The following is a 25,313-nucleotide window of genomic DNA, read 5'->3' on the forward strand; positions in this document are numbered from 1 at the left end:
ATCTTCCCATCCAAAAAGGTCTGAACATGAAGCGTATCGTTCAACGCTTGATCGCAGCCATCGTGCTGTCGATCGGCATCGTCGCGGCCGCTGTCGGCACCTCCTACGGTCAGGACAAGGTGGTCCGCATCGGCTACCAGAAATACGGCAAGCTGGTGCTGCTCAAGAGCAAGGGCACGCTGGAGCCGAAGCTCGCTGCCGATGGCTACAAGGTGGTGTGGACCGAGTTTCCGTCCGGGCCGCCTCTGCTCGAAGCGCTCAATGTCGGCGCGATCGATTTCGGCAACACCGGCGAAGCCCCGCCGATCTTCGCGCAGGCCGCCGGCGCGCCGATCCAGTATGTCGCCTATGAGCCGCCGGCGCCGAAGGGCGAGGCGATCCTGGTGCCGAAGGACAGCCCGCTGAAGTCGGTCACTGATCTCAAGGGCAAGAAGGTCGCGCTCAACAAGGGCTCCAACGTCCATTATCTGCTGGTCAAGGCGCTGGAGAAGGCCGGCGTCAAATACTCGGAGATCGAGCCGGTATTTCTCGCGCCGGCCGACGCCCGTGCCGCCTTCGAGCGCGGCGCTGTCGATGCCTGGGTGATCTGGGATCCGTTCCAGGCGGCGGCGGAAGCGGCCACCGGCGCGCGCACGCTGGCCGACGGCACCGGCACCGTTGCCAACTACCAGTTCTACTTCTCCTCCAAGAAATTCCTCGAAGCCAACCCGAAGATCGTCGAGGCCGTGTTAGCCGAGCTCAGCACGGTCGACGATTGGGCCAAGGGCGACATCCATGCGGTGGCCGAGCAGCTCGCGCCGTCGATCGGTCTTTCGGTCCCCGTGGTCGAGGTGGCGCTGAAGCGGCAGGCCTACGGCATCAAGCCGATCACCGACGCTGTCATCGCCGACCAACAGCAGGTTGCCGACGCATTCTTCGCGCTGGGCCTGATTCCCAAATCCATCAGGATTTCCGACGTGGCTCGGAAGTCAGGTTCGTGAGCACAGTCATGAGTAAGCAAGCAAGCGCCAACATCCTCTGGTTCCTGCCGACGCACGGTGACGGCCGCTATCTCGGCACCGGCATCGGCGGGCGCGAGGTCAACTTCAACTATCTGCGCCAGATCGCGCAGGCCGCGGACCAGCTCGGCTATTTCGGCGTGCTGCTGCCGACGGGGCGGTCCTGCGAGGATTCCTGGATCGTCGCTTCCTCAGTCGCGCCGTTCACCGAGCGCCTGCGCTATCTCGTGGCCGTGCGCCCCGGCCTGCAGTCACCGAGTGTCGCGGCGCGCATGACCGCGACGCTCGACCGTGTCACCAATGGCCGGCTTCTCGTCAACGTCGTCACGGGCGGCGATCCCGTCGAGAACAAGGGCGACGGCATCTTCCTCGCTCACGACGAGCGTTACGAGGTCACCCGCGAGTTCCTGGGCGTCTACAGCGACCTGCTTGCCGGCAAGACCGTGAACGTCGAAGGCAAGCACATCCATGTCGAAGGCGGCAAGTTGCTGTTCCCGCCGGTGCAGTCGCCGCGGCCGCCGCTCTATTTCGGCGGCTCGTCCGATGCGGGCATCGACGTCGCGGTCGACACCGTCGACAAATATCTCACCTGGGGCGAGCCGCCGGCGCTGGTCGCCGAGAAGATCGCGAAGGTGAGGGAGGTCGCGGCCGCGCGTGGCCGCAAGCTGTCATTCGGCATCCGCCTTCATGTGATTGTCCGCGAGACCAATGAGGAGGCCTGGCGCGCCGCCAACGAATTGATCAAGCACGTGAGCGACGACACCATCGCGCTGGCGCAGAAGAACTTTGCCCGCATGGACTCGGTCGGTCAGCAGCGCATGGCGCAGCTTCATGGCGGCAAGCGCGACAAGCTCGAGATCGCCCCGAACCTGTGGGCCGGTGTCGGCCTCGTGCGCGGCGGCGCCGGCACGGCGCTGGTCGGAGACGCCCAGACGGTGGCGGCGCGCATTAGGGAGTATCAGGACCTCGGCATCGATACCTTCATCATGTCGGGCTACCCGCATTTGGAGGAAGCCTATCGCTTCGCCGAGCTGGTGTTTCCGCTGCTCGCGCTGGATCAGCCCGGCAACGTGACCAGGCTGCATTTCAACGGCGGCCCCTTCGGCGAGACCGTCGGCAGCGATTTCCGTCCGCAGCATCGGGTGTCGCAATCATGAGCCTCATCGACAGCATCTCGCTTCCCCGCAGCATCCGCCTGCCGCGCGTGGACGGCCTGATCCAGTGGATCCTGCCGCTCGCCGTCATCGCGATCTGGCAAATCGCCTGCGTCACCGGCTTCGTGCCGACGCGCGTGTTGCCGGCCCCGAGCGACGTCGCGCTGGCCGGCTGGAAGCTGCTGCTCTCCGGCGAGCTCGTCCGCAACATCTGGGTCTCGTTCTGGCGCGCCTCGGTCGGCTTTTTGATCGGCGGCAGCATCGGCTTCGCCTTCGGCCTCGCCAACGGCCTGTCGCAGCTCTCGGCCAAGCTCACTGACACCACGCTGCAGATGGTGCGCAACGTGCCGCATCTGGCGCTGATCCCGCTGGTCATCCTGTGGTTCGGCATCGACGAGAGCGCCAAGCTCTTCCTGGTGGCGCTGGGCGTGTTCTTCCCGATCTACCTCAACACGCTGCACGGCATCCGCACCGTCGATCCGCAGCTGATCGAGATGGGTCGCATCTACGGCATGACCGATGGCGAACTGTTCCGCCGCGTCATCTTCCCGGGCGCGCTGCCCTCGATCTTCGTCGGCATCCGTTTCGCGCTCGGCATCATGTGGCTGACGCTGATCGTCGCGGAAACGATCGCGGCCTCGTCGGGCCTCGGCTACATGGCGATGCAGGCGCGCGAGTTCATGCTGATCGACGTCGTCGTGCTCTCGATCCTGATCTACGCCCTGCTCGGCAAGCTCGCCGACAGCGCCTCCCGCCTGCTGGAGCGGGCGACGCTCGCCTGGCACCCCGCCTTCCAGAAACGTTGAGCAGAAATACTGGGACTCACATGCAGACAGCGCTTCGCACCTCCCTTTCCGAGACCGAGCTCGCCAGCCGCTCCAATTTCGCGCCACATGCCCGCGTGGTGCGCGAAGAGCGCCCTGTTCACACCAGCGGCCTGCCGCTCAGCATCCGGGGCTTGCGCAAATCCTTCGGCGATAACGAGGTGCTGCGCGGCATTGATCTTCACATTCCCGCTGGCCAGTTCGTCGCGATCGTCGGCAAGAGCGGCTGCGGCAAGAGCACCCTGCTGCGCCTCATCGCTGGTCTGGAAAAAATCGATGCCGGGAGCATCAGCTTCGGCCAGGACATCCAGCCCGAAGACATCCGCGTGATGTTCCAGGAGCCGCGGCTGCTCCCCTGGGCGCGCGTGCTGGCCAATGTCGAGGTCGGCCTCGGCCGCGATCGTGCGTCGAAGGATGCGCATGCCCGCGCCGAGAAGGCGCTGACCGAGGTCGGCCTCGCCGACAAGCGCGACCAGTGGCCTTCGCTGCTCTCGGGCGGCCAGAAGCAGCGCGTCGCGCTTGCGCGCGCGCTGGTGTCCCGCCCGCGCGTGCTCGCCTTCGACGAGCCGCTCGGCGCCCTGGACGCGCTGACCCGGATCTCGATGCAGCGCCTCCTGGAGCGGGTCTGGCGCGACCAGGGCTTTACCGCGATCCTGGTGACCCACGACGTCTCCGAGGCGGTGGCGCTGGCGGACCGGGTGCTGGTGATCGAGGAGGGCCGCATCGCCCACGATGTCGTGGTTAATGCAGGCAGGCCGCGCCAGCGTGGATCGGCCGAGCTGGCCGGCCTCGAAGGCTCGATTCTGAGCCACCTTTTGTCGGCGGACGATCGTACCTAAATAGAGGGAACCCCATTTCGGGGAGCAATGCCATGAATGTAGTGCCCCGCGATCTCATGACTGAAATCCCCGTTTCGCCCGCCGATTTCCGCGGCGCCATGCGCCACCTCACCGGCGGCGTCAGCATCATCACCGCGGGGCGGGGCAAGGATATCACCGGCATGACCGTGACCTCGGTGACGTCACTGTCGGTCGAGCCGCCGACGCTGCTGGTCAGCATCAATCGCGACGCCTCGTCCTTCCCGCTGATTAAGCGGCATGGTGCCTTCGGCGTGAACATCCTCAATGCCGACCAGCTCGATGTTGCCGAGCGCTTTGCCGGCAAGGGTGGCTTCAAGGGTGCCGATCGATTCGCGGGCAGCCAGTGGGTGACGGCGGTCTCGGGTGTCCCGCTCCTGGTCGGCGCGCTCTCGGCCTTCGATTGCGAAGTCGAGGAGATCGTCGAACGCCATTCGCACGGCATCGTCATCGGACAGGTCAGGAACATCAGGAGCTCGGCTCGCACCGCTGCACTGGCCTATTGGCACGGCCAATATGTGGCGGTCGATCAGGACGAAGATGCGGCCAGGCTCGCAGATGTCAGCCTTCCCGCACGCGGCCGGCGCGGCATTTGATCGCCGCGGGCTATCGGCGCAGGGGCTGGCCTTTTCCCTGACACCGCTCTAGAAGCGCCCAGAGCCTTCCGCATCGGGACGGCAATGGAGCGGGACAATGAAGCGCGTGGCGACCTGGTTCTTCTACGCCATTGGTGCGCTCGCGATCGTCTATCTCGCGCTCTACGCTTACACGATGTTCTCGGGCCAGCCGATCGTGCCGGGCGATCCCATTCACATCTTCCGCAAGCCCGACGCGCCGAGTTATTCGTGAGGTGACCGCGCGCGGCGAATGTGGCGCGCGGCTCTCTCGACCGTCACGCCCGGATCAAGCCGGGCATGACGAGCGAGCGCGCAACGGCTACCCCCGCAAAATCGCCAGTGCCAGCGCCTGCGCACGCGGGACGATGCTGTCGATATCGAGATATTCCTCCGGCGTGTGCGCGAGCCCGCCGACCGGGCCGAGGCCGCAGATGGTCGGCGTGCCGACTGCGGCGGTGAAGCCGGAATCGGCGCAGCCGCCGGAGAACTCGCCCTGCAGCGTGGTGAGGCCGACCTGTCTTGCCGCGGCCTGATAGTTCTCGAACAGCGCCTTCGACTCGGCGCTCTGCACCACCGGCACGAACTCGCCCTTGATGGTGAGCGTCGCGCTCGTGCCCGGCACGTACGACGTCGCGGCGATGTTTTCGATCGCGGCCATCACGGTCGCCCGATCTGCCGGATCGACGTAGCGCAGGTCGATCTGGCCCTCGGCGTAAGGCGCCGTCGTGTTGACGGACTGACCGCCCGAGACGAGGCCGACATTGAGCGTGATGCCCTTGTCCAGATTGGTCAGCGCGTGGATCTGCACGATCTTGTGCGCGAGCTCGCCGATCGCGCTGACGCCGGCTGCGAAGTTCGCACCGGAATGCGCGGCCTTGCCGGTGATGGCGAGATGCATGAAGATGCCGCCTTTACGTCCTGTGACCACATTCCCGGTGGGACGGCCAGGCTCGGAATTGAACACGGCGCGCGCGGCGCGTCCCTCGCGTTCGATCACGGGCCGGGAGGAAGGCGAGCCGATCTCCTCGTCCGAGGTGATCAGCACCTTGATCGGATGCGGCGCGCCGCCGAATTTGTGGAAGGCTGTTGCGACGAACACGTTCATGACGAGGCCGGACTTCATGTCGGCGACACCAGGTCCATAGGCGCGGCCATCTCGGATCGTGAACGGACGCCGTCCAGCCTCGCCCTTGCCGAACACGGTGTCGCGATGCCCCATCAACAGCACCGGCTTCTCGTTGCTGCCGGGCTTGGCCACCTCGGCATGGATCGCATCGCCGAAGCTGTCGTTTTCCTCGCGCCGAAAAGGAATGCCATGCTCGGCAAAATGCCGCTCGAATCGTGCCCCGACCGCATCGACGCCTTCCTTGTCGTAGGACCCGGAATCGATGTTCACGACGTCGCGCAGCAGGTCGATCATGGCCTGCTTCTGCGACGCCAGCCATTGCGTGATTTGAGCTTCAGACATGTGGTCCCTCGCGTGGTTGTCGAGCGGGGTTATAGGGCCTGGCGCACGCGTGACCTAGTCGCCGGATGCGGTGCGGCCATGTGTTCAGCTCCCGTAGATGGGGTAACGGGCCGACCAACCAAGCCGCCCGCTCCCCCCATCTACGAGACCTTCCCGGTGGACGCACGAAACAAAATGCCCGGGACCAGCCCGGGCATTCGTATCCTCTCGACGATCGTAGCCGGTCACGCCCCCACCATCGGCATCCGCGGATACTCACCCGGCGTTCCCGCAGGGGGGATCGGGATGCCGCCGTCGGCGTATTCGTTGAGCTTGTTGCGCAGCGTGCGGATCGAGATGCCGAGGATGTTGGCGGCATGGGTGCGGTTGCCGAGGCAGTGCTTCAGCGTCTCCAAGATCAAGTCGCGTTCGACGTCGGCGACGGTGCGGCCCACGAGCGCGCGCGTCACCTGCTCGGCGGCCATGGTCGCATGCGCCACGGCCGGAGGCGTCCTGGCGAGATCGAGACGGTCGCCGTCCGGAGTGATGATCGCGTCGGGTCCGATCTCGTCGCCCTGCGCCATCAGCACGGCGCGGTGCATGGTGTTTTCGAGCTCGCGGACGTTGCCCTGCCAGCGGTTGGTGGAGAGCACGCGGCGGGCTTCCGCCGAGATCGGGCGCAGCGGCACGCCGTTGGCGTCGGCGTATTTCTTCACGAAATGCTGGGCGAGCTCCAGGATGTCGGCCGGTCGCTCGCGCAGCGGCGGGATCTTCAAATTGACCACGTTGAGGCGGAACAGCAGGTCTTCGCGGAACGTGCCCTCGCGCACGGCCTCCGCCAGGTTGCGGTTCGAGGTCGCGACGATGCGGATGTCGACCGGCACCGGCTTGGTGCCACCGACGCGATCGATCACGCGCTCCTGGATGGCGCGCAGCAGTTTCGATTGCAGGCGGACGTCCATCTCCGAGATTTCGTCGAGCAGCAGCGTGCCGCCGGTCGCTTCCTCGAACTTGCCGATACGACGCGCGACCGCGCCGGTGAAGGCGCCCTTCTCGTGGCCGAACAGCTCGGACTCCAGGAGATGCTCGGGGATCGCGGCGCAGTTGATCGAGATGAAGGGCCGCTTGGCGCGGGCCGAGCGGGAGTGAACGTAGCGGGCCAGCACTTCCTTGCCCGTGCCGGATTCGCCGGTGATCATCACCGAGGCGTCGGAGCCCGCGATCTGCTGGGCGAGCTTGATCACCTTTGCCATCGCTTCGTCACGATAGACCAGCTCGCGGGAATCGTTGGCGACGGCAGCCAGCACCGCGGCAATCAGCTCCGGATCCGGCGGCAAAGGGATGTATTCCTTGGCCCCCGCGTGGATCGCGGCGACGGCGGCGCGGGCGTCGTTGGTGATGCCGCAGGCGACGATCGGAGCGTGGATGTGCTCGGCCTCGAGCCGCAGCGCGAGGTCACGGATGTCGAGCGCGACATCGACGAGCAGGAGGTCGGCGCCCTTGCCGCCACGCAGCACACGCATCGCCTGCTCGTGATCTTCGGCATGGGTCACGGTGGCGCCGTTCTCCATCGCAATCTTGGTGGCGGTGGTGAGCTGGCCCTTCAATGTGCCAACGATGAGAAGCCGCATGTCAGTCTCCTGTCCGTCTGCCCGCGCTGCCGCGCGTCATGTCCTTGTGTGTTAGCCGCGTTCGGCCTTGATGATTTCCGTCATGGTTACGCCGAGCTTGTCCTCGACCAGGACGACTTCGCCGCGGGCGACCAGCTTGTTGTTGACGTAGATGTCGATGGCTTCGCCGACGCGGCGGTCCAGCTCGAGCACGGTGCCTGGTCCGAGCTTCAGGAGCTCGCCGACGTCCATCTTGGAGCGGCCGAGCACGGCCGAGACCTGCACGGGAACGTCGAACACCGCTTCGAGGTCGGCGGCCGCGCGCGCCGCATATTCGTCCTCGTTGTAGCCGATGTCGGTGCCGGCAGGCGGCATCGGCCCATTGAGATCGGGCAGCGGGACCTGTCCGTCAGTGTCGCTCATGGTTTAGCTCCCCCTGCGGGACGCGATATAGCGTCCGACCATTTCATCGATCTTGGCCGCGATGGCGCCGCGCTCCAGCACGACGCCGCCATCGGCCCATTCGATCCGGCAGTCGCCGGTGGCAATGTCCGGCTCGGCCAGGATCACCAGCCGGCCCTCGAAGCCGCTCTGCTTGGCGAGCCGCTCGATCTTCTCGCGTGCGCTGTCGTAGAGCGAATCGTTGATGCGGACGACGAGATGCGGCGTCGCGACCAGATGCGAGAAGCAGTCCTTGACCAGCGCGATGACCTCGCCGAGCGGCTCGGCCGCGATGAGATCGGCGCACAGCTTGCGCGCCACCGCGACGGCGACCTCGACCGCCTCGGTCTCCATCTTGGTCTCGATGCTGCCGATGCCCGAGGCGACGCCCCGAATTGAGATGTTGATTTCTTCCATGGCGAGTGCAACGCGGCGGTCGCTCTCGGCCTTGGCTTCGCGCTGGCCGGCGGCAAAGCCGTCCTGATAGGCGCGCGCCTCGGCTTCCGCGACCTTCTGAGCGATCTCGGCTGCGGTCGCGGCTTTCTCGTGCGTCGACCGCTCGGGGGCCGCGAAGTCGGTGTCGAACAAGAATTTTGCCGGAGCGGCCATCAGTACACCAGCTCGTCGTCGGCGCGGTTCTTGGTCAGCATGATCTCGCCCTTGGCGGCGAGGTCCTTGGCGAGGTTGACCAGCAGAGCCTGGGCCTCGTCGACGTCGCGAAGTCGGACCGGGCCCATCGCCGCCATGTCGTCCTGGAGCATCTTGGCCGCGCGCGAGGACATGTTGCCGAAGAAGAAGTTGCGGACGTCCTCGTTCGCGCTCTTGAGCGCGACGCCGAGCTTGTCCTTGTCGACGTTGCGCATCAGGGTCTGGGCGGAGCCGGAATCGAGCTTCACGAGGTCGTCGAAGGTGAACATCAGCGCCTTGATGCGCTCGGCGGATTCGCGGTTGTCCTCTTCCAGCGAGGTGATGAAGCGGGTCTCGGTCTGGCGGTCGAAGTTGTTGAAGATCTCCGCCATCACCTCGTGGGCGTCGCGGCGGCGGGTCTGCGACAGGTTGGACATGAATTCGGTCCGCAGCGTTTTTTCCACGCTCTCGATCACCTCCTTCTGCACCGCTTCCATCTTCAGCATGCGGTTGACGACGTCGAGCGCGAGCTCCTCGGGCAGGATGGCGAGCACCCGGGCGGCATGCTCCGGCTTCAGCTTCGACAGCACCACCGCGATGGTCTGCGGGTATTCGTTCTTGAGATAGTTGGCGAGAACCTCCTCCTGCACGTTGGAGAGCTTCTCCCACATGTTACGCCCCGCGGGACCGCGGATCTCGTCCATGATGCCGTTGACGCGCTCCGGCGGCAGGTATTGCTGGAGCAGGCGCTCGGTGGCGTCGAAATTGCCCATCAGCGCGCCCGAAGCCGACATGCGCGAGACGAATTCGAGCAGCATGTCCTCGACGGTGTCGACCTCGACCGTGCCGAGCGTCGACATCTCCAGCGAGAGCTGGCGCACCTCGTCGTCGTCGAGCAGCGACCAGATCTTGCCGCCATATTGCTCGCCGAGCGCCAGCATCAGGATCGCGGCGCGCTTCGGCCCGGTCAGACCTTCGGTCTTGGCGCCGCCCGCGCGGTTGCCGGCGCGCTGACCGAGCGTTGAGATCACGCTGGTGATGTCGTTGGAGTTGGCGTTTTGCAAAGAGGCGGCCATGTCAGATCACTTCTTGATTCGCTTGGCTGTTACTTGGCTGGCTCGGTCAGCCACTGGCGGATGATGGCGACGGTTTCGTTGGGGTTGCGCTCGGCGAGTTCGCCGACGCGATGAACGGACTGGGCGTGGACCTGGCCCTGGATGGTGGCGACGTCGATGGCGCTGGCGGCGCCGCTCGGCAGCAGCGGCTGGCCAGCTGCCGGTGCTGCCTCTTCCGAGGCGGCTGGGCCCGTCAGCACGCCGGAGATGGCGGCGGCGACCTCGTCGGAGGCCAGGATGCGCTTGACCAGCGGGCGGATCACCAGGAACAGGACGACGAGGCCGAGCAGCATCATCACGCCGAGCTCGACGAAGTACATGACATCGTCCTTCGTGAACTGCAGCATGCCGAGGAAGCCTGAGGGTTCACCGATCGGGGCGGTGGAGGGGGCGTCGGCGAAGCGCAGGTTGACAACCTCGACCTGGTCGCCGCGCTTCTGGTCGAAGCCGATCGCCGAGCGCACCAGCGCAGCGATGCGGTCGAGCTGCTCCTTGGTGCGGTCCTGATAGGCCAGCTCGCCCTTGTCGTTCTTGGTGTAGATGCCGTCGACCAGCACCGCGACCGAGATGCGGTTGACCCGGCCGGCCTCGGTCACCTCGGTCTTGGTGGTGCGGGAGATCTCGTAATTGTTGGTCTCCTCGGTCTTCTTGCTCTGGTCCTTGGCCGCGACGCCGTTGTTCTGCTGGTTGCCGGGCAGCTCGTTGTTCACGGTGACCTGGCCGTTGTTGTCGGCCGTCATGCGCTGCTCTTCGCGGGTCTGGCTCGAGCGCAGCACGCGGCCTTCGGGGTCGAACTTGTCCGAGGTCTGGGTGATCTTGTTGAAGTCGAAATCGGCGGAGAGCTGCACCCGGGCGCGGCCCGAGCCGACCACGGAGGAGACGATGTCCTCGACCTGCTTGCGCATCCGCTTTTCGAAGGCGATGCGGCGCTCGTCGCCGACCGCCTGTTCCGGATCGGTCGCCGCGCCATCGGCGAGCAGCTGGCCGGCCTCATCGACGATCGAGACCCGCTGCGGCTTCAGTCCGTTGACGGCGGAGGCGACGAGGTGGCGGATGGCGCGGATCTGCTGGGCTTCCAGCGAGCCGCGGACGCGCACCACGATCGAGGCCGACGGCTCCGGCGCCTCGCGCGCAAACAGGGGGCGCTCGGGCAGCACCAGATGGACGCGGGCGGCCTGGATGCGGTCGATGGCGCGGATGGTGCGGGCGAGTTCGCCTTCCAGCGCGCGCAGGTGATTGATGTTCTGGACGAAAGAGGTGGTGCCGAGGGCGTCGGACTTGTCGAACACCTCGTAGCCGACACCGCCGCCCTTGGGCAGGCCGCCCTCGGCGAGCTTCATCCGCAGCCGGGTGACCTTGTCCTTGGGCACCATGATGATGGAGCCCTCATTGCGGATCTCGAACTGGATGCCCTGGCGTTCCAGGTCTTTGATGATGCTGGAGGAATCCTCGACGGACAGATCGGTGAACAGCGTCGTCATCTGCGGCGTGGTGACGCGCATGATGACGAAGGCAAAGAAGCCGATGAGCGCGGCAGTGACCGCGATCATCGCCCCGAACCGGGCGGCACCGATACTCTTCAGAAAGTCCGCAAGCCCTTGCAAGCAACCGCCCCACAGATTCGGCTGCTTTCACCGGAAAGGCCGACTGGGCAATTATTGCCTAGGTGATGGTTTCCATATGGTTAACGAAGATTAAGAGGTCGGACAAAACTGCCTCATGAAAAAAATCGGCCTCGCAGGGCGAGGCCGATTTTCGTCGAAAGCCGCAGATTTCCGGATCGCTTACTGGCGATATTGCTGGATGCGGGTGGTGCGAAGACCCGCCAGACCGTGCTGGTCGATGGAAAACTGCCAGGAGAGGAATTCGTCGACCGTCAGGGTATAACGGCTGCAGGCCTCCTCGAGGGAGAGAAGTCCGCCACGGACAGCGGCGACGACTTCGGCCTTGCGGCGGATGACCCAGCGTTTGGTGCCGGGTGCAGGCAGATCCGCGATCGTCAACGGACTGCCGTCCGGCCCGATGACGTATTTTACCCTCGGGCGATGGGGTTCTGTCATGGCGTACTCACAAACTCTCAACCACTGAACTCACGCCGTAACCCTACGCCTCGCGGCTTAAAAATCCGCTAAGCCTAAGGCTTCAATACAATTCTCGTTGAAACTTGCGGGAACGCGGCCGGCCCGGCGGGCTGAAAGGCCGGCCGGGCAATGCAGAAGGTAAATACTTTACTAACGCCGAACGGCTTTTGCGGGCTCGGCGCGAGCCCGGAACTCTGATCCACCTCTCCCGGAGGGCCGGAGGGAGAGGTCGGACCGCATCCGAAGATGCGATCCGGGTGAGGGGTTACGCTCTCACCGGACGCTGCGGCTCCTCACCCGGACTGCTGCGCAATCCGACCTCTCCCCGTCGGGGAGAGGTGTTACGAGCCTCAATTGCTGCTCGCGATGATGCTCTTGACCTGGCTCAGCGTGTAGCTGGCGCCGTCGATGGTGAGCAGCGGCGGCGACTGGGTCAGGTCGACCGACGACACCACGCCCTGCACCTGCGCGGCGATGCCGACATTGTTGTTCGCAACGTCCTTGCCCGTGGCCGAGATCGTGTACTTGCCGTCGGGCCATTGCGTGCCGTCATTGCCCATGCCGTTCCAGGTGAAGGGGATGTCGGTGCCGGCGGCGGCAGTGTATTTGCCGGTGAACACGGTCTGGCCGCTGGAATTGGCGATGGTGATCTCGACAGTGGAGTCGGTGGGCACGTTGAGATGCCAGGTCGCCGACGAGTTCTTCATCGTCGCGGTCGAGCCGTCGACCAGGGCGGTCTTGCCCACGAAGCCCAGCGCCTGGGTCGCCTGCGTGGTCTGCTGCAGGGTGACGAGCTGCGACAGCGAATCGTTGGTCTTGAGTTGCTGCTCGACGCCGGCGAACTGCACCAGCTGTTGGGTGAACTGGTTGGTGTCGAGCGGATCGAGCGGGTTCTGGTTCTGCAGCTGCGTCGTCAGCAGCGTCAGGAAGGTCTGGAAATTGCCGGCGAGCGTCGACCCCGTGGTCGAGCTCATCGACGAACTCGACGAGGATTTCGGGATGTCGGTCGTCCCGGAGACGGGCGTCGGGGCGGTGGCGGCATTCGTGGTGGTCATTGTCGAATACTCCTCACACTCTGATGTCGACGCCGCCGCTCGATCCGAGCATGCGGCCATAGCCGCGCCCGACGGGCGCCGCGGGAACGCTGTCGTCCTCGCTGATGATCAGCCGGCGGGCATTGCCATTGTCGTTGTTTTGGCCGGACTGCTGTCCCGATGAATTCTGGTCGCGCAGACTGAAGGACAGCCCGTTGTTGCCGGTCTTGAAGCCGGCATCGTCGAGCGCGCGCTGCAATTGCGGCGCATCCTGACGCAGCATTTGCAGCGTCTCCGGCTTCTCCACGGTGAGGTGCGAGGTAACCTGGCCGTTGCGGTCGACATTGATGCGCACGTCGATGCGGCCGAGCTCGGCCGGGTCGAGGCTGATATCAAACCGGGATTTGCCGGCGCGAATGGCGGCTGCGATCTCGATCGGCACGCCGCTGATCGGCACGGCGGTGTGGGTCGCCGCGGTCGCGGTGAGCGTCGCGGTCGATGCCGTGGCAGCCGAGGTCGTGTTGGTCAGCGGCGCCTGTACGGCGGAAGCGGCTTGTGCGCTGGTGTCCGTCGGGGCGGCAGCGGCTTGCGTGCCCGCATGCGCGGGCGCGGCCGGCGCGCCTTGTGTCGGATCGGCGGGACCTGCCTTCGCGTCGGTCGCTCCGCCATCTGCCTGTGGCTTGACGCCTTGGGCATGCGAGGCGGTCACGGTCGCTGTTGCCGGAGCCTGCGTCGTCGCGGCGTTCGCCTTGCCGGCGTCCTGGCCGATATTCGAGACGTCGGTCTGAGCCTGCGCGGTGGCGGCGGCCTTGAACGAGGTTTTTGGCGTGCCCTGGCTGACGACGGCGATCAGCCCGCCATTGGCCTTGGCATCGGTCGCGGCGGCCTCGCTCGTGCCGGTCGCGATCTCGCCGAGCGCCGTCGTGGTGCCGGCATCGACCTCGGCGCCTGCAGTCTTGGCACCTGCAGCCTTGGCGCCTGCAGCCTTGGCGCTCTTGTCGCCGGCGGTGGCGGTATCGGTCTTGGTGCCGGCGATCTGCGCCGCAGTGGAGGCACTGGCGGCTAGACCTGCCGCGGCGATCGTCAACGGTGAGGCGGCGGCATCGCCGGCCTGGCTCGCAGCCGCATTCGGATCGACTGGGACGACCGGCGCGGCAACGACGACGCTGGGATCGGGCAGGGCAGTCTGCGCCGCATCGGCCGCCACGGCGGCAGCCGCATCGGACGCGGCGGTGAGGGCGTCGGTGCCCTCGGTCTTGTCGGCCTTCTCGTCGGATTTGTCCGCCGGTTTGGCGTCCGATGTCTCGGACTTGTTCTTGATCTTGCCGGCGTCCTTGCCCGCGTCCTTGGCCGGATCGCTGGTCGCATCGCTCTTGTCATTCTTCGCCGGCGCGGGCGTATCGGTATCGTCGCTCGCCTTGCTCTGCGCAGGCTGGTCCGTGGACGAGGTGTCGCGTGAACTCCGGTCGGATGCAGTCGAGGATGACGCGGAATCGCTCCGGCGCGGCGCGCTGTCCTGCGCCTGCGCATTGTTGCTGATCGCCTGGGTGTTGCTGTCGACCAGCGAGCCGAAGGAGTCTGTCGCGGACGCGTCCTTCGGGGCCTGTGAGCGGGCAGGTTTTTGCTGCGCGTTTTGGACTTGCGCGCTTGCCACGACATCTGACGTACGACCAACCACAGCAACCCCTTGGAAGCAACTTCGGACAAGTGGTAGCAAGGAGCGGGCCAGCGTCTCTTCGCGTCAGTTTATCTAGCAAAATCAACATTTTGACGATTTGCGGCGGCAGCCGGGCAGCGCTCTGCGGCCCCGCCATTTCTGCCGCCTCGGCAAGAATTGCCCAAAGCCGGCGGCCCGCGTGATTGCTTCACCGGAATGCCGCCTATATTAAAGAGGTTACTCTCAACCGCTTTCGACTTGGGCAGTCGTGCTCTTCGGGAACTAAAGTTCCGGGGGATTGCCGATGTCCCGCGAGAAGGCACAGCAATCGCGGATCGCGCTACGCCGCCGTCACAACGCTTTAGGGCCCATGCTCAATAGTCTGGATCTCGAAGGCCGTCCCGAGGACACAAGAGTCGTCGTCGCCATGTCGGGCGGTGTCGATTCCTCGACGACGGCTGCGCTGCTGAAGGCTGAGGGCTACGACGTCGTCGGCATCACGCTGCAGCTTTACGACCATGGCGCGGCTACCCACCGCAAGGGCGCCTGCTGCGCCGGCCAGGACATCCACGACGCCCGCGACGTCGCCGCCAAGCTCGGCATTCCCCATTACGTGCTCGATTACGAGGACCGCTTCCGCGAGTCCGTCATCGACAATTTCGCCGACTCCTATGCTCTTGGCGAGACGCCGGTGCCCTGCATCGAGTGCAACCGCAGCGTCAAATTCCGCGACCTCCTGAAGACCGCGCGCGAGCTTGGCGCCCAGGCGCTCGCCACCGGCCATTACGTCGCCTCGCGCCGTCAGCGCGACGGCTCGCGCGCGCTGGTTTGCGCGGCAGACAGCGACCGCGACCAGAGCTATTTCCTGTTCGCGACCACGCAGGAGCAGCTCGACTTCCTGCGTTTTCCGCTCGGCGACATGACCAAGCCCGAGACGCGCGAGCTCGCGCGACGCTTTGGGCTCGCGGTCGCCGACAAGCACGACAGCCAGGACATCTGCTTCGTGCCGACGGGCCGTTACACCGACATCATCACGCGCCTTCGCCCGAATGCGATGGATCCCGGCGACATCGTCGATCTCGACGGACGCGTGCTCGGTCAGCATCACGGCATCGCCAATTTCACCGTCGGCCAGCGCCGCGGCCTCGGCATCGCCTCCGGCTCGCCGTTGTTCGTGGTGCGGCTGGATGCAGCGCACCGCCGCGTCGTCGTCGGCCCGCGCGATGCGCTGAAGATGCACCGCATCAGCTTGCGCGACGTCAATTGGATCGGCGGCGGCGACATCGACCGCGCCATCGGCGGCGGCCTCGAAATGTTCGTACGCGTGCGCTCGACCCGCAGCCCCCAGGCAGCGTGGCTGCGCGGCGGCAATGGCCATTACGAGGTCGAGCTCGTTGCCGGCGAGGAAGGCGTCTCGCCGGGACAGGCCTGCGTGTTCTACGACGCACCTGGCGGCCAGGCCCGCGTGCTCGGCGGCGGCTTTATCCAGAGCGCCGCGGCGAAGGTCACGAACGATGCAGCGAGGCCACTGGTGGAAGCAGTCCGCGGCTGAGGGATGACGAAATCTAGCGCAACTGATTGGGCTGGGTTTACCTCTCCCCGACGGGGAGAGGTCGGATTGCGCCTGGCGATGCGAAGCATCGTCCCGTGCAATCCGGGTGAGGGGCCGCAGCTGTCATTCAGACCGCAACCCCTCACCCGGATCGCATCGTCGATGCGATCCGACCTCTCCCTCCGGGAGAGGTAAAGAAGGGCAGGGGGCATGGCAGCAGACATCTCGCGGGCCGGGGTCGAGAGGGCCTATGGCCGCTGGGCACCGGTCTATGATCTCGTGTTCGGCAAGGTGTTCGACGCCGGCCGGCAGTCGACCATTGCGGAAGCCGACCGCATCGGCGGCCGCATCCTCGACGTCGGCGTCGGCACCGGGCTGTCGCTATCGGACTACGCGCGCACCACGAAGATCTGCGGCGTCGACATCTCCGAGCCGATGCTGCGCAAGGCGCAGGCGCGCGTGCGCGCGCTGCGCCTCTCCAATGTCGAAGTGCTCTCGGTGATGGATGCGAAGAACCTCGCCTTCCCCGACAACGCCTTCGACGCGGTGGTCGCGCAATATGTCATCACCGCCGTGCCCGATCCCGAAGGCACGCTCGACGAGTTCGTGCGCGTGCTCAAGCCCGGCGGCGAGCTGATCCTCGTCAACCACATCGGCGCCGAAGACGGCCCTCGAAAATTGTTCGAGCTCGCCTTTGCCCCCATTGCCCGCCGCCTCGGCTGGCGCCCGGAATTCCCGTGGGCCCGCCTCGAGGGCTGGGCCGCCAAGCACGGCGGCATCACCCTCACCGAGCGCCGCCCCATGCCGCCGATGGGCCACTTCTCGCTGATCCGCTACCGCAAATCGTAATGTTCTGGGAGCGGAACAGCCCGCCCACCGCGCGCGTTTTTCTCTCATGCGCACGACATCAAACATCATTCTGGTCGGCCTCCTGATCGCCGCTTCAGGCGCTGCGATCGCGCAGGCCCCGCCCGCCCCGGCGACGCCGCAGCAACAGACCGCGCCGCCATCCCCGCAACATGCGACGGGTTGCACCCCGCAGGACCGTCCGAATCGCCAGTCCGACGGCACCACCACCGGCCAGTCCCGGGAACCGCTCGGAGACAAGCTGGCCAAATCGGAGGGCGTGCTTTGCCCGCCCTCCGGCATCGACCCCGAGATGCACGCCCCGGCCCCCGACACCGGCGCCAATACCCCGGTGATCCCGCCCCCCGGCAGCCCCGGTGGCGACCCCAATGTGAGACCGAAATAGGGGTCTCGTCCTTTGGCTCTCCCCGCGCGCGGGGAGAGGCCGAAATCCTGCACGGATTTCGGGTGAGGGGACTCAGCGCGAGTCTGAAGCCTGAAACAAGCGAATTCGATCGCTAAATCAGCCGGCCTCGCCGGCTACTTTGCTTGACAGCCCGCCGCCCCCTTCCTTATATGCCGCGCGTTCGCGAGATCGGCCTTATTCGCCGCCGCGATCCCTGTGGCGGGGTAGCTCAGCTGGTTAGAGCACGGGAATCATAATCCTGGGGTCGGGGGTTCGAGTCCCTCCCCCGCTACCACCTTTCCCCACACTCCTTTGACTTGGTTGGGATAGGCCTTTTCCCCAAGCAGGGCATTTAGCCGGCCTGCTATCTCCACGGCTACACCACCGGGCCGGGCTTTATCGCGGAACACAGTGACTGTGTCGACCAGGTCTCTGATGGCTTCGGCGGCCTCTCCGTCGCCCGCACTAGCACCTTTTGCTAGCGCTTCTTCAAGCCGGCCGAGCTGCTCCTCGTATCGTTTGAGGATGGCCGGATGCAGCGCGACTTCCTTCGGGGCGAGCGGTTCACTCTGCAACTCCTCAGATATCCGCCTTCGTTGGGCATCTAAGGCCGTCGATCGCGGCCCGAGAACGGATGGATCGCCATGTCCTTTTGCGATCGCATCCACCAGTCGTTCGATTTCCCGGTTTAGTTCCCCAAGCTGCTGCTCTAGGCGGTGCCGTTTTGCATTGGATGAAGCCGCGAGGCGCTTCCGCTCCTCGAGATACGTGCGCACGTATTCCGAAATAACCTTCGGCGCGCGCAATTCGGCCTTTAACCCACTGAGAACCGCACTCTCGACTGTGTCCAAATAGAAAGTCTTGCCATCAGGACATGTGCCGCTCTCTGTCGATGCCGAGCAGCGAATACGCACGCGCCCCGATTTGTCGCGCCCATTCGTTGCCATACCCGAGCCGCATGAACCGCAACGGAGTAAGCCAGATAGCATCCGACGGGCCCGACGTTGATGGCTGGGGTGGCCGTGGCTGCGCTCCCCTTTGCGTTGCTGGGCAGCAGTGAATAGTTCTGGATTGACAATCGCAAGATGCGGCACTTCAGCAACCTGCCAGTCACTCTTCGGATTAGGTCGTGACAGGCGCTTTCCCGAGTCGGGATCTTTCACCATCCTGACCTTATTCCAGATGAGGCGTCCTACATAAAGCTCGTTCTGCAGAATTCCGGCGCCGCGCTCAACGTTGCCATTGATAGTTGAAGCATTCCATGCACGCCCTCGCGGAGGTGATACCCTTTCCTTGTTGAGATCGTGTGCGATCTCGCGAGGCGTTCGACCGTCCACGTATTCCTGAAAGATGCGCCGGATCACTTGTGCCTCGGCCTCGAGGATGACCCGTTCGCCGCTTTTTCCCGCGACAGCGGCGTATCCGTATGTCAGGCCACCTCCCGCCAAACCTTGCTTGACCCGCCCTGCTTGGCCACGACGCACTTTGTGAGCGTTGTCCTCGCGATAGAGTTGCCCGACCAGGCCGCGAAGGCCGACCAGCACCGTGTTAACGACGCCTTCGTGAACCGCCCGGATCTCGATCCCGAGAAATGACAGCCGCTTATGAATGCCAGCGAGATCTTCCATGTCGCGAGAGAGGCGATCGAGCGCTTCGACGATCACCACGTCAAAGGATTTCTCCCGCGCTTGGTCCAACATCCGCAAAAGGCCTTCGCGGCCCATGACAGACCCACCTGAACGAGCCCGATCTTCATGGGTACTGACAACAGTCAAGCATTCGCGCTCGGCATAGCTCTGACAAAGTGAAACCTGATCCTCAATCGATCTCTCGTTCTGTAGATCGGTTGAGAATCGAGCATAGATCGTCGCCCTTTTCCTTATCGCTTCCATCGGTGAGCTGTCTTTCATGATCTTCCCTCGCGGCCACACGCGCAAGTACTCGCGCGAGACGTAAGATCGCCTTGTCTGGATTCGTATGCAACGAAAAGTTGCGATTGACATCCCGCACGATCGAACCTTTAAGCCATCGCGCAGCTCAACCAGGTGCACGCACCTGCGCTGGGGCCAGTGGACAAGACGTTGGGGGAGCTGATCATTTCGAGCATCCTGCTCGGATGAGAACTAATTGCAACGGGCCCTGTGAGCTCGTCGTGCAATCGGATGCCCAGGCGAAGAAAAAGAGAGAAGCCAATGGCTTTGCTTGTGCGGAATTGATACCGCTGGGAAGGTGCGCACCCTCTCCATCTAGCGCATACCTGAGTGGAAACTCCGGGCCTCGCCAGAGCTCTAGGTCTTTAGTCCCGGCATTTGCTGGAGCAGGTTGAGTTTGAATCGCTCTGGCTGGGACGTCCAGCTTTTGCAGATGTATTCGTAGGGTGTGAAGCCGGTCTTCAGCCGCCGGGCGTAGGTGAGCTTCGAGCTGATCGTGTAGATCGTAATGGTAGCGTTGGACGGTCGCTTACTTGATCGTGCGGTTCATGCGCTCGACCTGACCATTGGTCCAAGGACGCTTGATCTTGGTCTGCTGATCTTCGATCCCGTTTTCCTGGTGTCGAATAAGCGGCGCGACGTATTCGGGTTCGAATGGCCAATCCTGGGCCTTTCGTTTTGCAAATTGCTGCGCAGCTCTGTCAGCTTTCGGTAAGCTAGCCTCGATAAAAGATTCGTTGGGTTTAACGGGGCGTGGCAGAGACAGCGCATGAGCTGAAGGACCACCGTGTGCCGAGTCACGCTTCCGTTAAGCTCATTGCACTGCGGCAAAATAGTGCCTAATGATGCCCCCCACCGAAAGGCGCCGAGCCGCGTTCGCACCGCTTCTAACTCACGAATTACTTCTCGTTCTCTCGATTTTGCTCTTTTTGCGAGCTGATAAGCTCCCGATCAGCTTCTTGCCACCGGTTGAAGCTGAGTTTGGAGCAACTAGCTGGGTTGGAGGGACAGCGCTGCCCCTGTGTATGCGTGCGGGACAAGCGCTGGGTCAAGTTCTGCTAAGTTCAACTGGCAGTGCGGGCGGGGTAGGGACAGCGTCTGCTCCAGCGCAACCAAGCGACGCCGAGTCGCGTCCGCACTGCTTCCGAAATCACCAGCAACACCCAGGAAGAAAAGGGCATTGCCTGGCTGAATTCCGTCCGCTGTTGTCTTGATGCAATTGTCTCCGCCAAGGGGATGACCTCCCCCATTCTTCGGTACTTCCTGTCGCGTTTTTGAGGTCTCGGATAATCTTTCCAACGGACTGCTTCTATCGCGCTCAGTCTGGATTTACTCCGCCAACATCCTTGCGTCTCTAATGTGTGTTTGGCCTATCATTCTTGTTCATGCAACGCGCACGTGTCTGGACATGCTGGTGTCTCCAATTTCTTCAAGGCAAAGACCCAGCTTAGAGAGTCGCCGATGAGGACGGGACCAACCGATTTTGGTAGGTGCCCTTCGTTACTTCTCGAAGATAAAACTTGGTAGCCCTTGAGAATTTGAGCCACTTGGGAGCAAAGAGGAATTTTTGAACGCGACCCTGTTCACTTCGCTGGCCCAGGCCAGGGTCGAACTCGGACATTGGCGGGCCGACCACAACGATACGCGACCCCTCGCAGCTCGGATGGAAAACACACCATCCGAGTTCGCCGTCACCTGCAATCCGCGACGGGATCTGGCGCTGCGCTATGCCGATGGCTCCACACGGAATATCGTGGGGCCGAGAACTTTCTGTCCTGCAACATCACGACTTGCGCAATGGCGATCAGCGAACCAATTCGACAAACGTTGGTATAGTGCTTTTCACCTCAAGCTATATCACCCATTTACCTTTGTAGAGTTGAGCAGGCGTCAGATCGCTTGTACTTTCGATGTCGAACCTGGATCATTCGGTCTGCGAGTCAGTGCAACCTGAACTGATGCATTGCTATGAGCGCTTGATCAGGTGTCGGACCTTTGGCCGATAGCACGCAAGAAGACAGGGGCTTGATACAAAGTGCCCACCATCGAGATCGCGATCTGCCATATCAGAGCAACGGAATAGCATTCACTCGAGCGACGAAGATGGAAGCGAAGGATAAGGCGTCCGCGCTCGCGAGCCCTTAGAGTAGCGAACAGCACGTCCCTCATACGGGGGCTCTAGCACAGCCCCCGCATTGGTCATCATTGCCGCTTTACGAGTTGCGGCGAATTTGCCTCCCCCTTTTGAAACGCGAATCGAGATGGCATTTACCGAGCTTTTCATCAAACGTCCGGTATTGTCTATCATCGTCAGTTGCCTGATCTTACTGATCGGCTTTCGCGCGGCCGCCGTCCTGCCGATCCGGCAATATCCCAAGCTATCTAATACGGTCGTCAATATCACGACTTCCTATCCTGGGGCCTCTGCCGACATGATCCAGGGGTTCATCACCACTCCGCTAGAGCAGGCAGTCGCTTCCGCCGAGGGCGTCGACTACATTAGTTCCTCATCGGTGCTCGGTACCTCCACGATCCAAGTCTACATCAAGCTCAATTTCGATCCCAACGAAGCGCTCACCGAGGTGCTCTCGAAGGTCAACTCAGTCAAATACCTAATCCCGAAGGAATCAAACGATCCGGTCGTCAGTAAGTCGACCGGTCAGGCCACCGCTGTCATGTATATCGCCTTTTCCAGCGAGGAACTGGCGGCCAGCGCGATCTCCGACTACCTCTCGCGCGTTGTGCAACCTGTTATGTCAACCGTCGACGGCGTCGCAGCGGCAGACATTCTGGGCGGCCAGAGTTTTGCGATGCGGCTATGGCTCGATAGCGCGAAAATGGCAGGGCACGGCGTGTCGCCGGCTGAAGTTTCGGCTGCAATCGCCGCTAACAACTTCCAGGCCGCGGCGGGCCAGACCAAGGGTCATTTCACTATCTCCGATGTCACTGCAAACACGGATCTGCGGAGTGTGGATGACTTCAAGCGCATGATCGTCAAATCCAATGACGGTGGCTTTGTGCGCATGGAGGACATTGCGGTAGTCGAGCTTGCCGCGCAGACTACAGACACTAGCGTCGCGATGAACGGCGAGCACGCGGTCTTTGTCGGCGTTCGAGCAAGCCCGCAAGGCAATCCGCTAAACATAGCGCGAGGCGTTCGGGCGCTGTTTCCAGAAATGGAGCGCAACCTGCCGCCGTCACTGAAGATGAAAGTGGCCTATGACTCCACCAAATTCATTCAATCGTCGCTCGATGAAGTGGAGAAGACGCTCATCGAGGCCATCGTGATCGTGGTGGTGGTAATCTTCCTGTTCCTGGCCTCGCTGCGGTCTGTCATCATTCCTGTGGTCACTATTCCGTTCTCGCTCGTTGGTGTCTGCAGCATGATGCTGGCGCTGGGGTTTTCATTCAATCTCCTAACTTTTCTTGCAATGGTTCTCGCAATCGGTCTCGTGGTTGATGACGCGATCGTTGTGGTGGAGAACATTCATCGCCATTTAGAAGACGGTGCGCCGCCTCTACAGGCTGCTATAAGGGGCGCGCGCGAGATCGTCGGCCCCGTTGTCTCCATGACGATTACCTTAGCCGCCGTATATGCCCCAATTGGGTTTCTCGGTGGCCTCACTGGTGCGCTGTTCCGCGAGTTCGCATTTACGCTAGCGGGAGCGGTGATCGTGTCGGGCGTGATCGCTTTGACGCTGTCGCCGATGATGTGCTCGGTCTTTCTCAGGCGCGCTGAGGGGGGGCGGTTTGCAAGCATTGTGAACCGCGGGTTCAGCACCATGACACGATGGTACGGTGGCAAGCTTGACCGCTCGCTCGACTATCGTCCGATTACCGGCCTGTTTGCGCTGACCATGCTGGGCCTCGTCGCCTTTCTCTATATGAATACTTCCAAGGAGCTCGCACCTGAGGAGGATCAAGGTATCGTATTCGCTGTAACCAAGGCGCCGAAATACGCCAATATCGACTACCTCGACTATTACGGCACCAAGCTCGAACACGCGTTGCAGAAATTTCCAGAGACTGATTTAAGTTTTGTGCTCAATGGCGTTGGCGGCCAGCAGAGTGGCATGGCCGGCATGTTGCTCAAGTCATGGGACGAGCGCAAGCGATCATCGATCGTGCTAAAGTCCCTTGTCCAGGCCGAGCTGTCCAAAATCGAAGGCATCAACGCGTTTGCCTTTAGCTTGCCGCCACTTCCGGGCGGTTCGGATGGCTTACCAGTGCAGATGGTGATCAATTCGACGCTCGACTTCCAATCCGTCTACGAGCAGATGTCGAAGCTGAAGGAAGCCGCGCGGAAGAGCGGTCTGTTCGTGGTGAGCGACTCCGACCTCGAATTCAACCAGCCGGTGGTACGAATCAAGGTTGATCGATCCAAGGCCAACGAGCTTGGCATCACCATGCAGACCATCGGAAACGCGCTCGCCACCTTACTTGGCGGAAACTACGTCAACCGCTTCAATTTGCAGGGCCGCTCCTACCAGGTGATCCCGCAGGTGCCACGCGAGGAACGCTTGGTGCCGCAAGCAATCGGGAGCTATTATGTGAAAACTGCGGCGGGGTCGATGCTCCCGCTGTCGACAGTAGTCTCCATCGAGACTGCGGTCGATCCGAACGCGCTCACCCACTACAACCAGCTCAACTGCGCGACCTTTCAGGCCGTGCCGATGCCCGGCGTCACGATCGGTCAGGCTGTGGACTTCCTCGAAGCGGAGGCGAAGAAACTGCCCGCAGGTTTCAGCCACGATTTCCTCGCCGAGGCGCGCCAATATGTGCACGAGGGCAACCAACTGGCCATTGCCTTTGCATTTGCACTCATAATCATATTCTTGGTGCTTGCGGCACAGTTCGAAAGTCTGCGCGATCCCCTCATCATCCTAATCAGCGTGCCGATGGCAATCGTCGGCGCCTTGATTCCGCCATTCTTTGGCTGGGCGACGATGAACATCTACACCCAGGTGGGACTGTTGACACTGGTCGGGTTGATTTCCAAGCACGGCATCCTAATGGTTGAGTTCGCCAATGAGCTGCAGCTCAGGGAGAGACTTGACCGTCGCTCGGCTATTGAGATGGCGGCGCGCGTCCGACTGCGTCCAATCTTGATGACAACTGCGGCGATGGTCGCGGGCTTCATACCCTTGATGACCGCAACGGGAGCTGGCGCGGCGAGTCGCTTCTCGATCGGACTCGTGCTCGTCGCGGGCATGTCCGTGGGTACGCTGTTCACGCTCTTCGTGCTGCCGGCGGTCTATGTCGCGATCGCGTCCGATCATCGTGCCGATGCGAGCTCCGGCCGCGCGAAGTTTGGCACCGAGCTCAACCCCACCGGCGCTGCTGATGCCCAGATGGCCAAGCCATGATGATAAAATCAATCCGGGTTGGCTCAGTGTAGCGAGCGAAGCAGCCTGCGGTGCGCTCCCTACGCATTGAGATCGTCACGCCCGTGCTGCCGAGCTTGGCGATCATCAGTTGCCCGGTTGAGAACACGTCCGGTGATCCGCGGCTGCTCCGCTAAGGTGAATTGCACGCGACTTCACGGCAGCGGAACGCAAAAGCGCGACCTCGCCGATGAGAAGAGAATTCATGGTCTCCTGAAAGAAGATGGCGTTGCCTCTTGTGTCAAGGGCTTTTGAGGGACAACTAATTGCTTCCGCCCGACCGCGTTGCATTGCTATCTGAAAAAAGATACCGCTGGTTTGAACCGCCTTAGGATTGATTGAGTTCAATTCTCTGGACGAACGGATCGAGAACGGTCGTCGTCAGGAGCCCTCTATACATGACCGACGCAGGTCATCTTGAAGTTTTCGTCAACGTCCCCCCTCGTCAATCTGAAGGCCATGCCGGCGGCTTGGAGACGAGTGCCACCTTGCTTTTCTTGCCAGGCCTTGCGCAGCAGGCGCGGTGCGGGGAACAGCAAAAAAGGAATATTCGAATATCAAAATTGTTTTGGCTGACATTGACAGCCTGCGTACGATGGCGGTCGACTTAGTGAGTCAACGCGATTACTCGCGATGAGAGCTGCCGATTTTGCAGAAGCTGTCGGAAAACCTACGACGGGTTTCATGCCAGGTACATTTGTGGCGCGGGCGCCGTTGGCCTTCCAGGGTTTG

20 protein-coding genes, 1 tRNA gene and 2 pseudogenes are annotated in these 25,313 nt (G+C 63.0%); 12 read left to right on the forward strand and 11 right to left on the reverse strand.

Features of this window, described 5'->3' with window-relative positions:
- Positions 1-26: 26 nt before the first annotated feature.
- From P6U28_RS37370 to P6U28_RS37395, 6 genes are all read left to right on the forward strand, one after another.
- Positions 27-980 (forward strand): sulfonate ABC transporter substrate-binding protein, encoded by a 954-nt coding sequence (locus P6U28_RS37370; protein WP_407120801.1) that lies wholly within the window; start codon positions 27-29, stop codon positions 978-980.
- Between the two features lie 8 nt (positions 981-988).
- Positions 989-2,155 (forward strand): FMNH2-dependent alkanesulfonate monooxygenase, encoded by a 1,167-nt coding sequence (ssuD, locus tag P6U28_RS37375; RefSeq protein ID WP_407120802.1) that lies wholly within the window; start codon positions 989-991, stop codon positions 2,153-2,155.
- Positions 2,152-2,958, forward strand: a complete 807-nt coding sequence (locus tag P6U28_RS37380) for an ABC transporter permease subunit (RefSeq protein ID WP_129144635.1) — start codon at positions 2,152-2,154, stop codon at positions 2,956-2,958. Before ssuD ends, P6U28_RS37380 begins: the two co-directional genes overlap by 4 nt.
- Positions 2,959-2,978: 20 nt before the next feature.
- A complete protein-coding gene (locus tag P6U28_RS37385; RefSeq protein ID WP_407120803.1) occupies positions 2,979-3,815 on the forward strand; it encodes an ATP-binding cassette domain-containing protein in 837 nt (278 codons plus the stop codon).
- A gap of 32 nt (positions 3,816-3,847) precedes the next feature.
- A complete protein-coding gene (locus P6U28_RS37390; protein WP_407120804.1) occupies positions 3,848-4,429 on the forward strand; it encodes a flavin reductase family protein in 582 nt (193 codons plus the stop codon).
- 97 nt (positions 4,430-4,526) lie between these two features.
- Positions 4,527-4,682, forward strand: a complete 156-nt coding sequence (locus tag P6U28_RS37395) for a hypothetical protein (protein WP_164937050.1) — start codon at positions 4,527-4,529, stop codon at positions 4,680-4,682.
- An 87-nt stretch (positions 4,683-4,769) separates the two neighbouring features.
- On the opposite strand, the gene P6U28_RS37400 is transcribed toward P6U28_RS37395, so the two are convergent.
- The 9 genes from P6U28_RS37400 to P6U28_RS37440 all read right to left on the reverse strand — a co-directional run bounded on the left by P6U28_RS37400 (position 4,770) and on the right by P6U28_RS37440 (position 14,483).
- Positions 4,770-5,918: a M20 family metallopeptidase gene (locus P6U28_RS37400; RefSeq protein ID WP_407120805.1), complete on the reverse strand. Its 1,149-nt coding sequence runs from the start codon at positions 5,916-5,918 to the stop codon at positions 4,770-4,772.
- Between the two features lie 224 nt (positions 5,919-6,142).
- Positions 6,143-7,528: a sigma-54-dependent Fis family transcriptional regulator gene (locus tag P6U28_RS37405; RefSeq protein WP_122405545.1), complete on the reverse strand. Its 1,386-nt coding sequence runs from the start codon at positions 7,526-7,528 to the stop codon at positions 6,143-6,145.
- A gap of 51 nt (positions 7,529-7,579) precedes the next feature.
- Entirely contained in the window at positions 7,580-7,930 is a 351-nt protein-coding gene (gene fliN, locus P6U28_RS37410; RefSeq protein WP_122405544.1) for a flagellar motor switch protein FliN, read from the reverse strand.
- A gap of 3 nt (positions 7,931-7,933) precedes the next feature.
- Positions 7,934-8,557 (reverse strand): FliH/SctL family protein, encoded by a 624-nt coding sequence (locus tag P6U28_RS37415; RefSeq protein ID WP_122405543.1) that lies wholly within the window; start codon positions 8,555-8,557, stop codon positions 7,934-7,936.
- Positions 8,557-9,651 carry a flagellar motor switch protein FliG gene (gene fliG / locus P6U28_RS37420; RefSeq protein ID WP_122405542.1) on the reverse strand — a complete coding sequence of 365 codons (1,095 nt, stop codon included), beginning with the start codon at positions 9,649-9,651 and terminating at the stop codon, positions 8,557-8,559. Before fliG ends, P6U28_RS37415 begins: the two co-directional genes overlap by 1 nt.
- A gap of 29 nt (positions 9,652-9,680) precedes the next feature.
- Positions 9,681-11,294, reverse strand: coding sequence for a flagellar basal-body MS-ring/collar protein FliF (gene fliF / locus P6U28_RS37425; protein ID WP_407120806.1), 1,614 nt, complete (start codon positions 11,292-11,294; stop codon positions 9,681-9,683).
- 180 nt (positions 11,295-11,474) lie between these two features.
- Positions 11,475-11,750, reverse strand: a complete 276-nt coding sequence (locus tag P6U28_RS37430; protein WP_002714638.1) for a DUF1153 domain-containing protein — start codon at positions 11,748-11,750, stop codon at positions 11,475-11,477.
- Positions 11,751-12,121: 371 nt separating this feature from the next.
- Positions 12,122-12,826: a flagellar hook assembly protein FlgD gene (locus P6U28_RS37435; RefSeq protein ID WP_407120807.1), complete on the reverse strand. Its 705-nt coding sequence runs from the start codon at positions 12,824-12,826 to the stop codon at positions 12,122-12,124.
- Between the two features lie 13 nt (positions 12,827-12,839).
- Positions 12,840-14,483 (reverse strand): flagellar hook-length control protein FliK, encoded by a 1,644-nt coding sequence (locus P6U28_RS37440; protein WP_407120808.1) that lies wholly within the window; start codon positions 14,481-14,483, stop codon positions 12,840-12,842.
- A 349-nt stretch (positions 14,484-14,832) separates the two neighbouring features.
- On the opposite strand from P6U28_RS37440, the gene mnmA reads away from it, so the two are divergent.
- The 4 genes from mnmA to P6U28_RS37460 all read left to right on the forward strand — a co-directional run bounded on the left by mnmA (position 14,833) and on the right by P6U28_RS37460 (position 17,561).
- Complete coding sequence (gene mnmA / locus P6U28_RS37445) at positions 14,833-16,014, forward strand: tRNA 2-thiouridine(34) synthase MnmA (RefSeq protein ID WP_122405538.1); 1,182 nt, start codon at positions 14,833-14,835, stop codon at positions 16,012-16,014.
- A gap of 210 nt (positions 16,015-16,224) precedes the next feature.
- Entirely contained in the window at positions 16,225-16,863 is a 639-nt protein-coding gene (locus P6U28_RS37450) for a class I SAM-dependent methyltransferase (protein ID WP_407120809.1), read from the forward strand.
- 46 nt (positions 16,864-16,909) lie between these two features.
- A complete protein-coding gene (locus P6U28_RS37455; RefSeq protein WP_122405536.1) occupies positions 16,910-17,266 on the forward strand; it encodes a hypothetical protein in 357 nt (118 codons plus the stop codon).
- 218 nt (positions 17,267-17,484) lie between these two features.
- A tRNA-Met gene (locus tag P6U28_RS37460) sits at positions 17,485-17,561 on the forward strand.
- On the opposite strand, the gene P6U28_RS37465 is transcribed toward P6U28_RS37460, so the two are convergent.
- The gene (locus P6U28_RS37465) at positions 17,518-19,176 is read right to left on the reverse strand and encodes a recombinase family protein (RefSeq protein WP_407123149.1); all 1,659 of its coding nucleotides are present in this window, start codon (positions 19,174-19,176) and stop codon (positions 17,518-17,520) included. The two genes, P6U28_RS37460 and P6U28_RS37465, sit on opposite strands and share 44 nt — an antisense overlap.
- 378 nt (positions 19,177-19,554) lie before the next feature.
- Positions 19,555-19,813: pseudogene (locus P6U28_RS37470) on the reverse strand (IS481 family transposase); the annotation flags it as partial.
- A gap of 939 nt (positions 19,814-20,752) precedes the next feature.
- Between P6U28_RS37470 and P6U28_RS37475 the strand changes: the two are divergent.
- Both P6U28_RS37475 and P6U28_RS37480 read left to right on the forward strand, forming a co-directional pair.
- Positions 20,753-20,941: pseudogene (locus P6U28_RS37475) on the forward strand (integrase core domain-containing protein); the annotation flags it as partial.
- Positions 20,942-21,458: 517 nt separating this feature from the next.
- Complete coding sequence (locus P6U28_RS37480; RefSeq protein ID WP_407120810.1) at positions 21,459-24,563, forward strand: efflux RND transporter permease subunit; 3,105 nt, start codon at positions 21,459-21,461, stop codon at positions 24,561-24,563.
- The last annotated feature ends 750 nt before the right edge of the window (positions 24,564-25,313 follow it).

Origin of the sequence: Bradyrhizobium sp. STM 3561 (assembly GCF_045571455.1) — a bacterium.
In the GTDB taxonomy this organism is placed as follows: Bacteria; Pseudomonadota; Alphaproteobacteria; order Rhizobiales; family Xanthobacteraceae; genus Bradyrhizobium; species Bradyrhizobium vignae.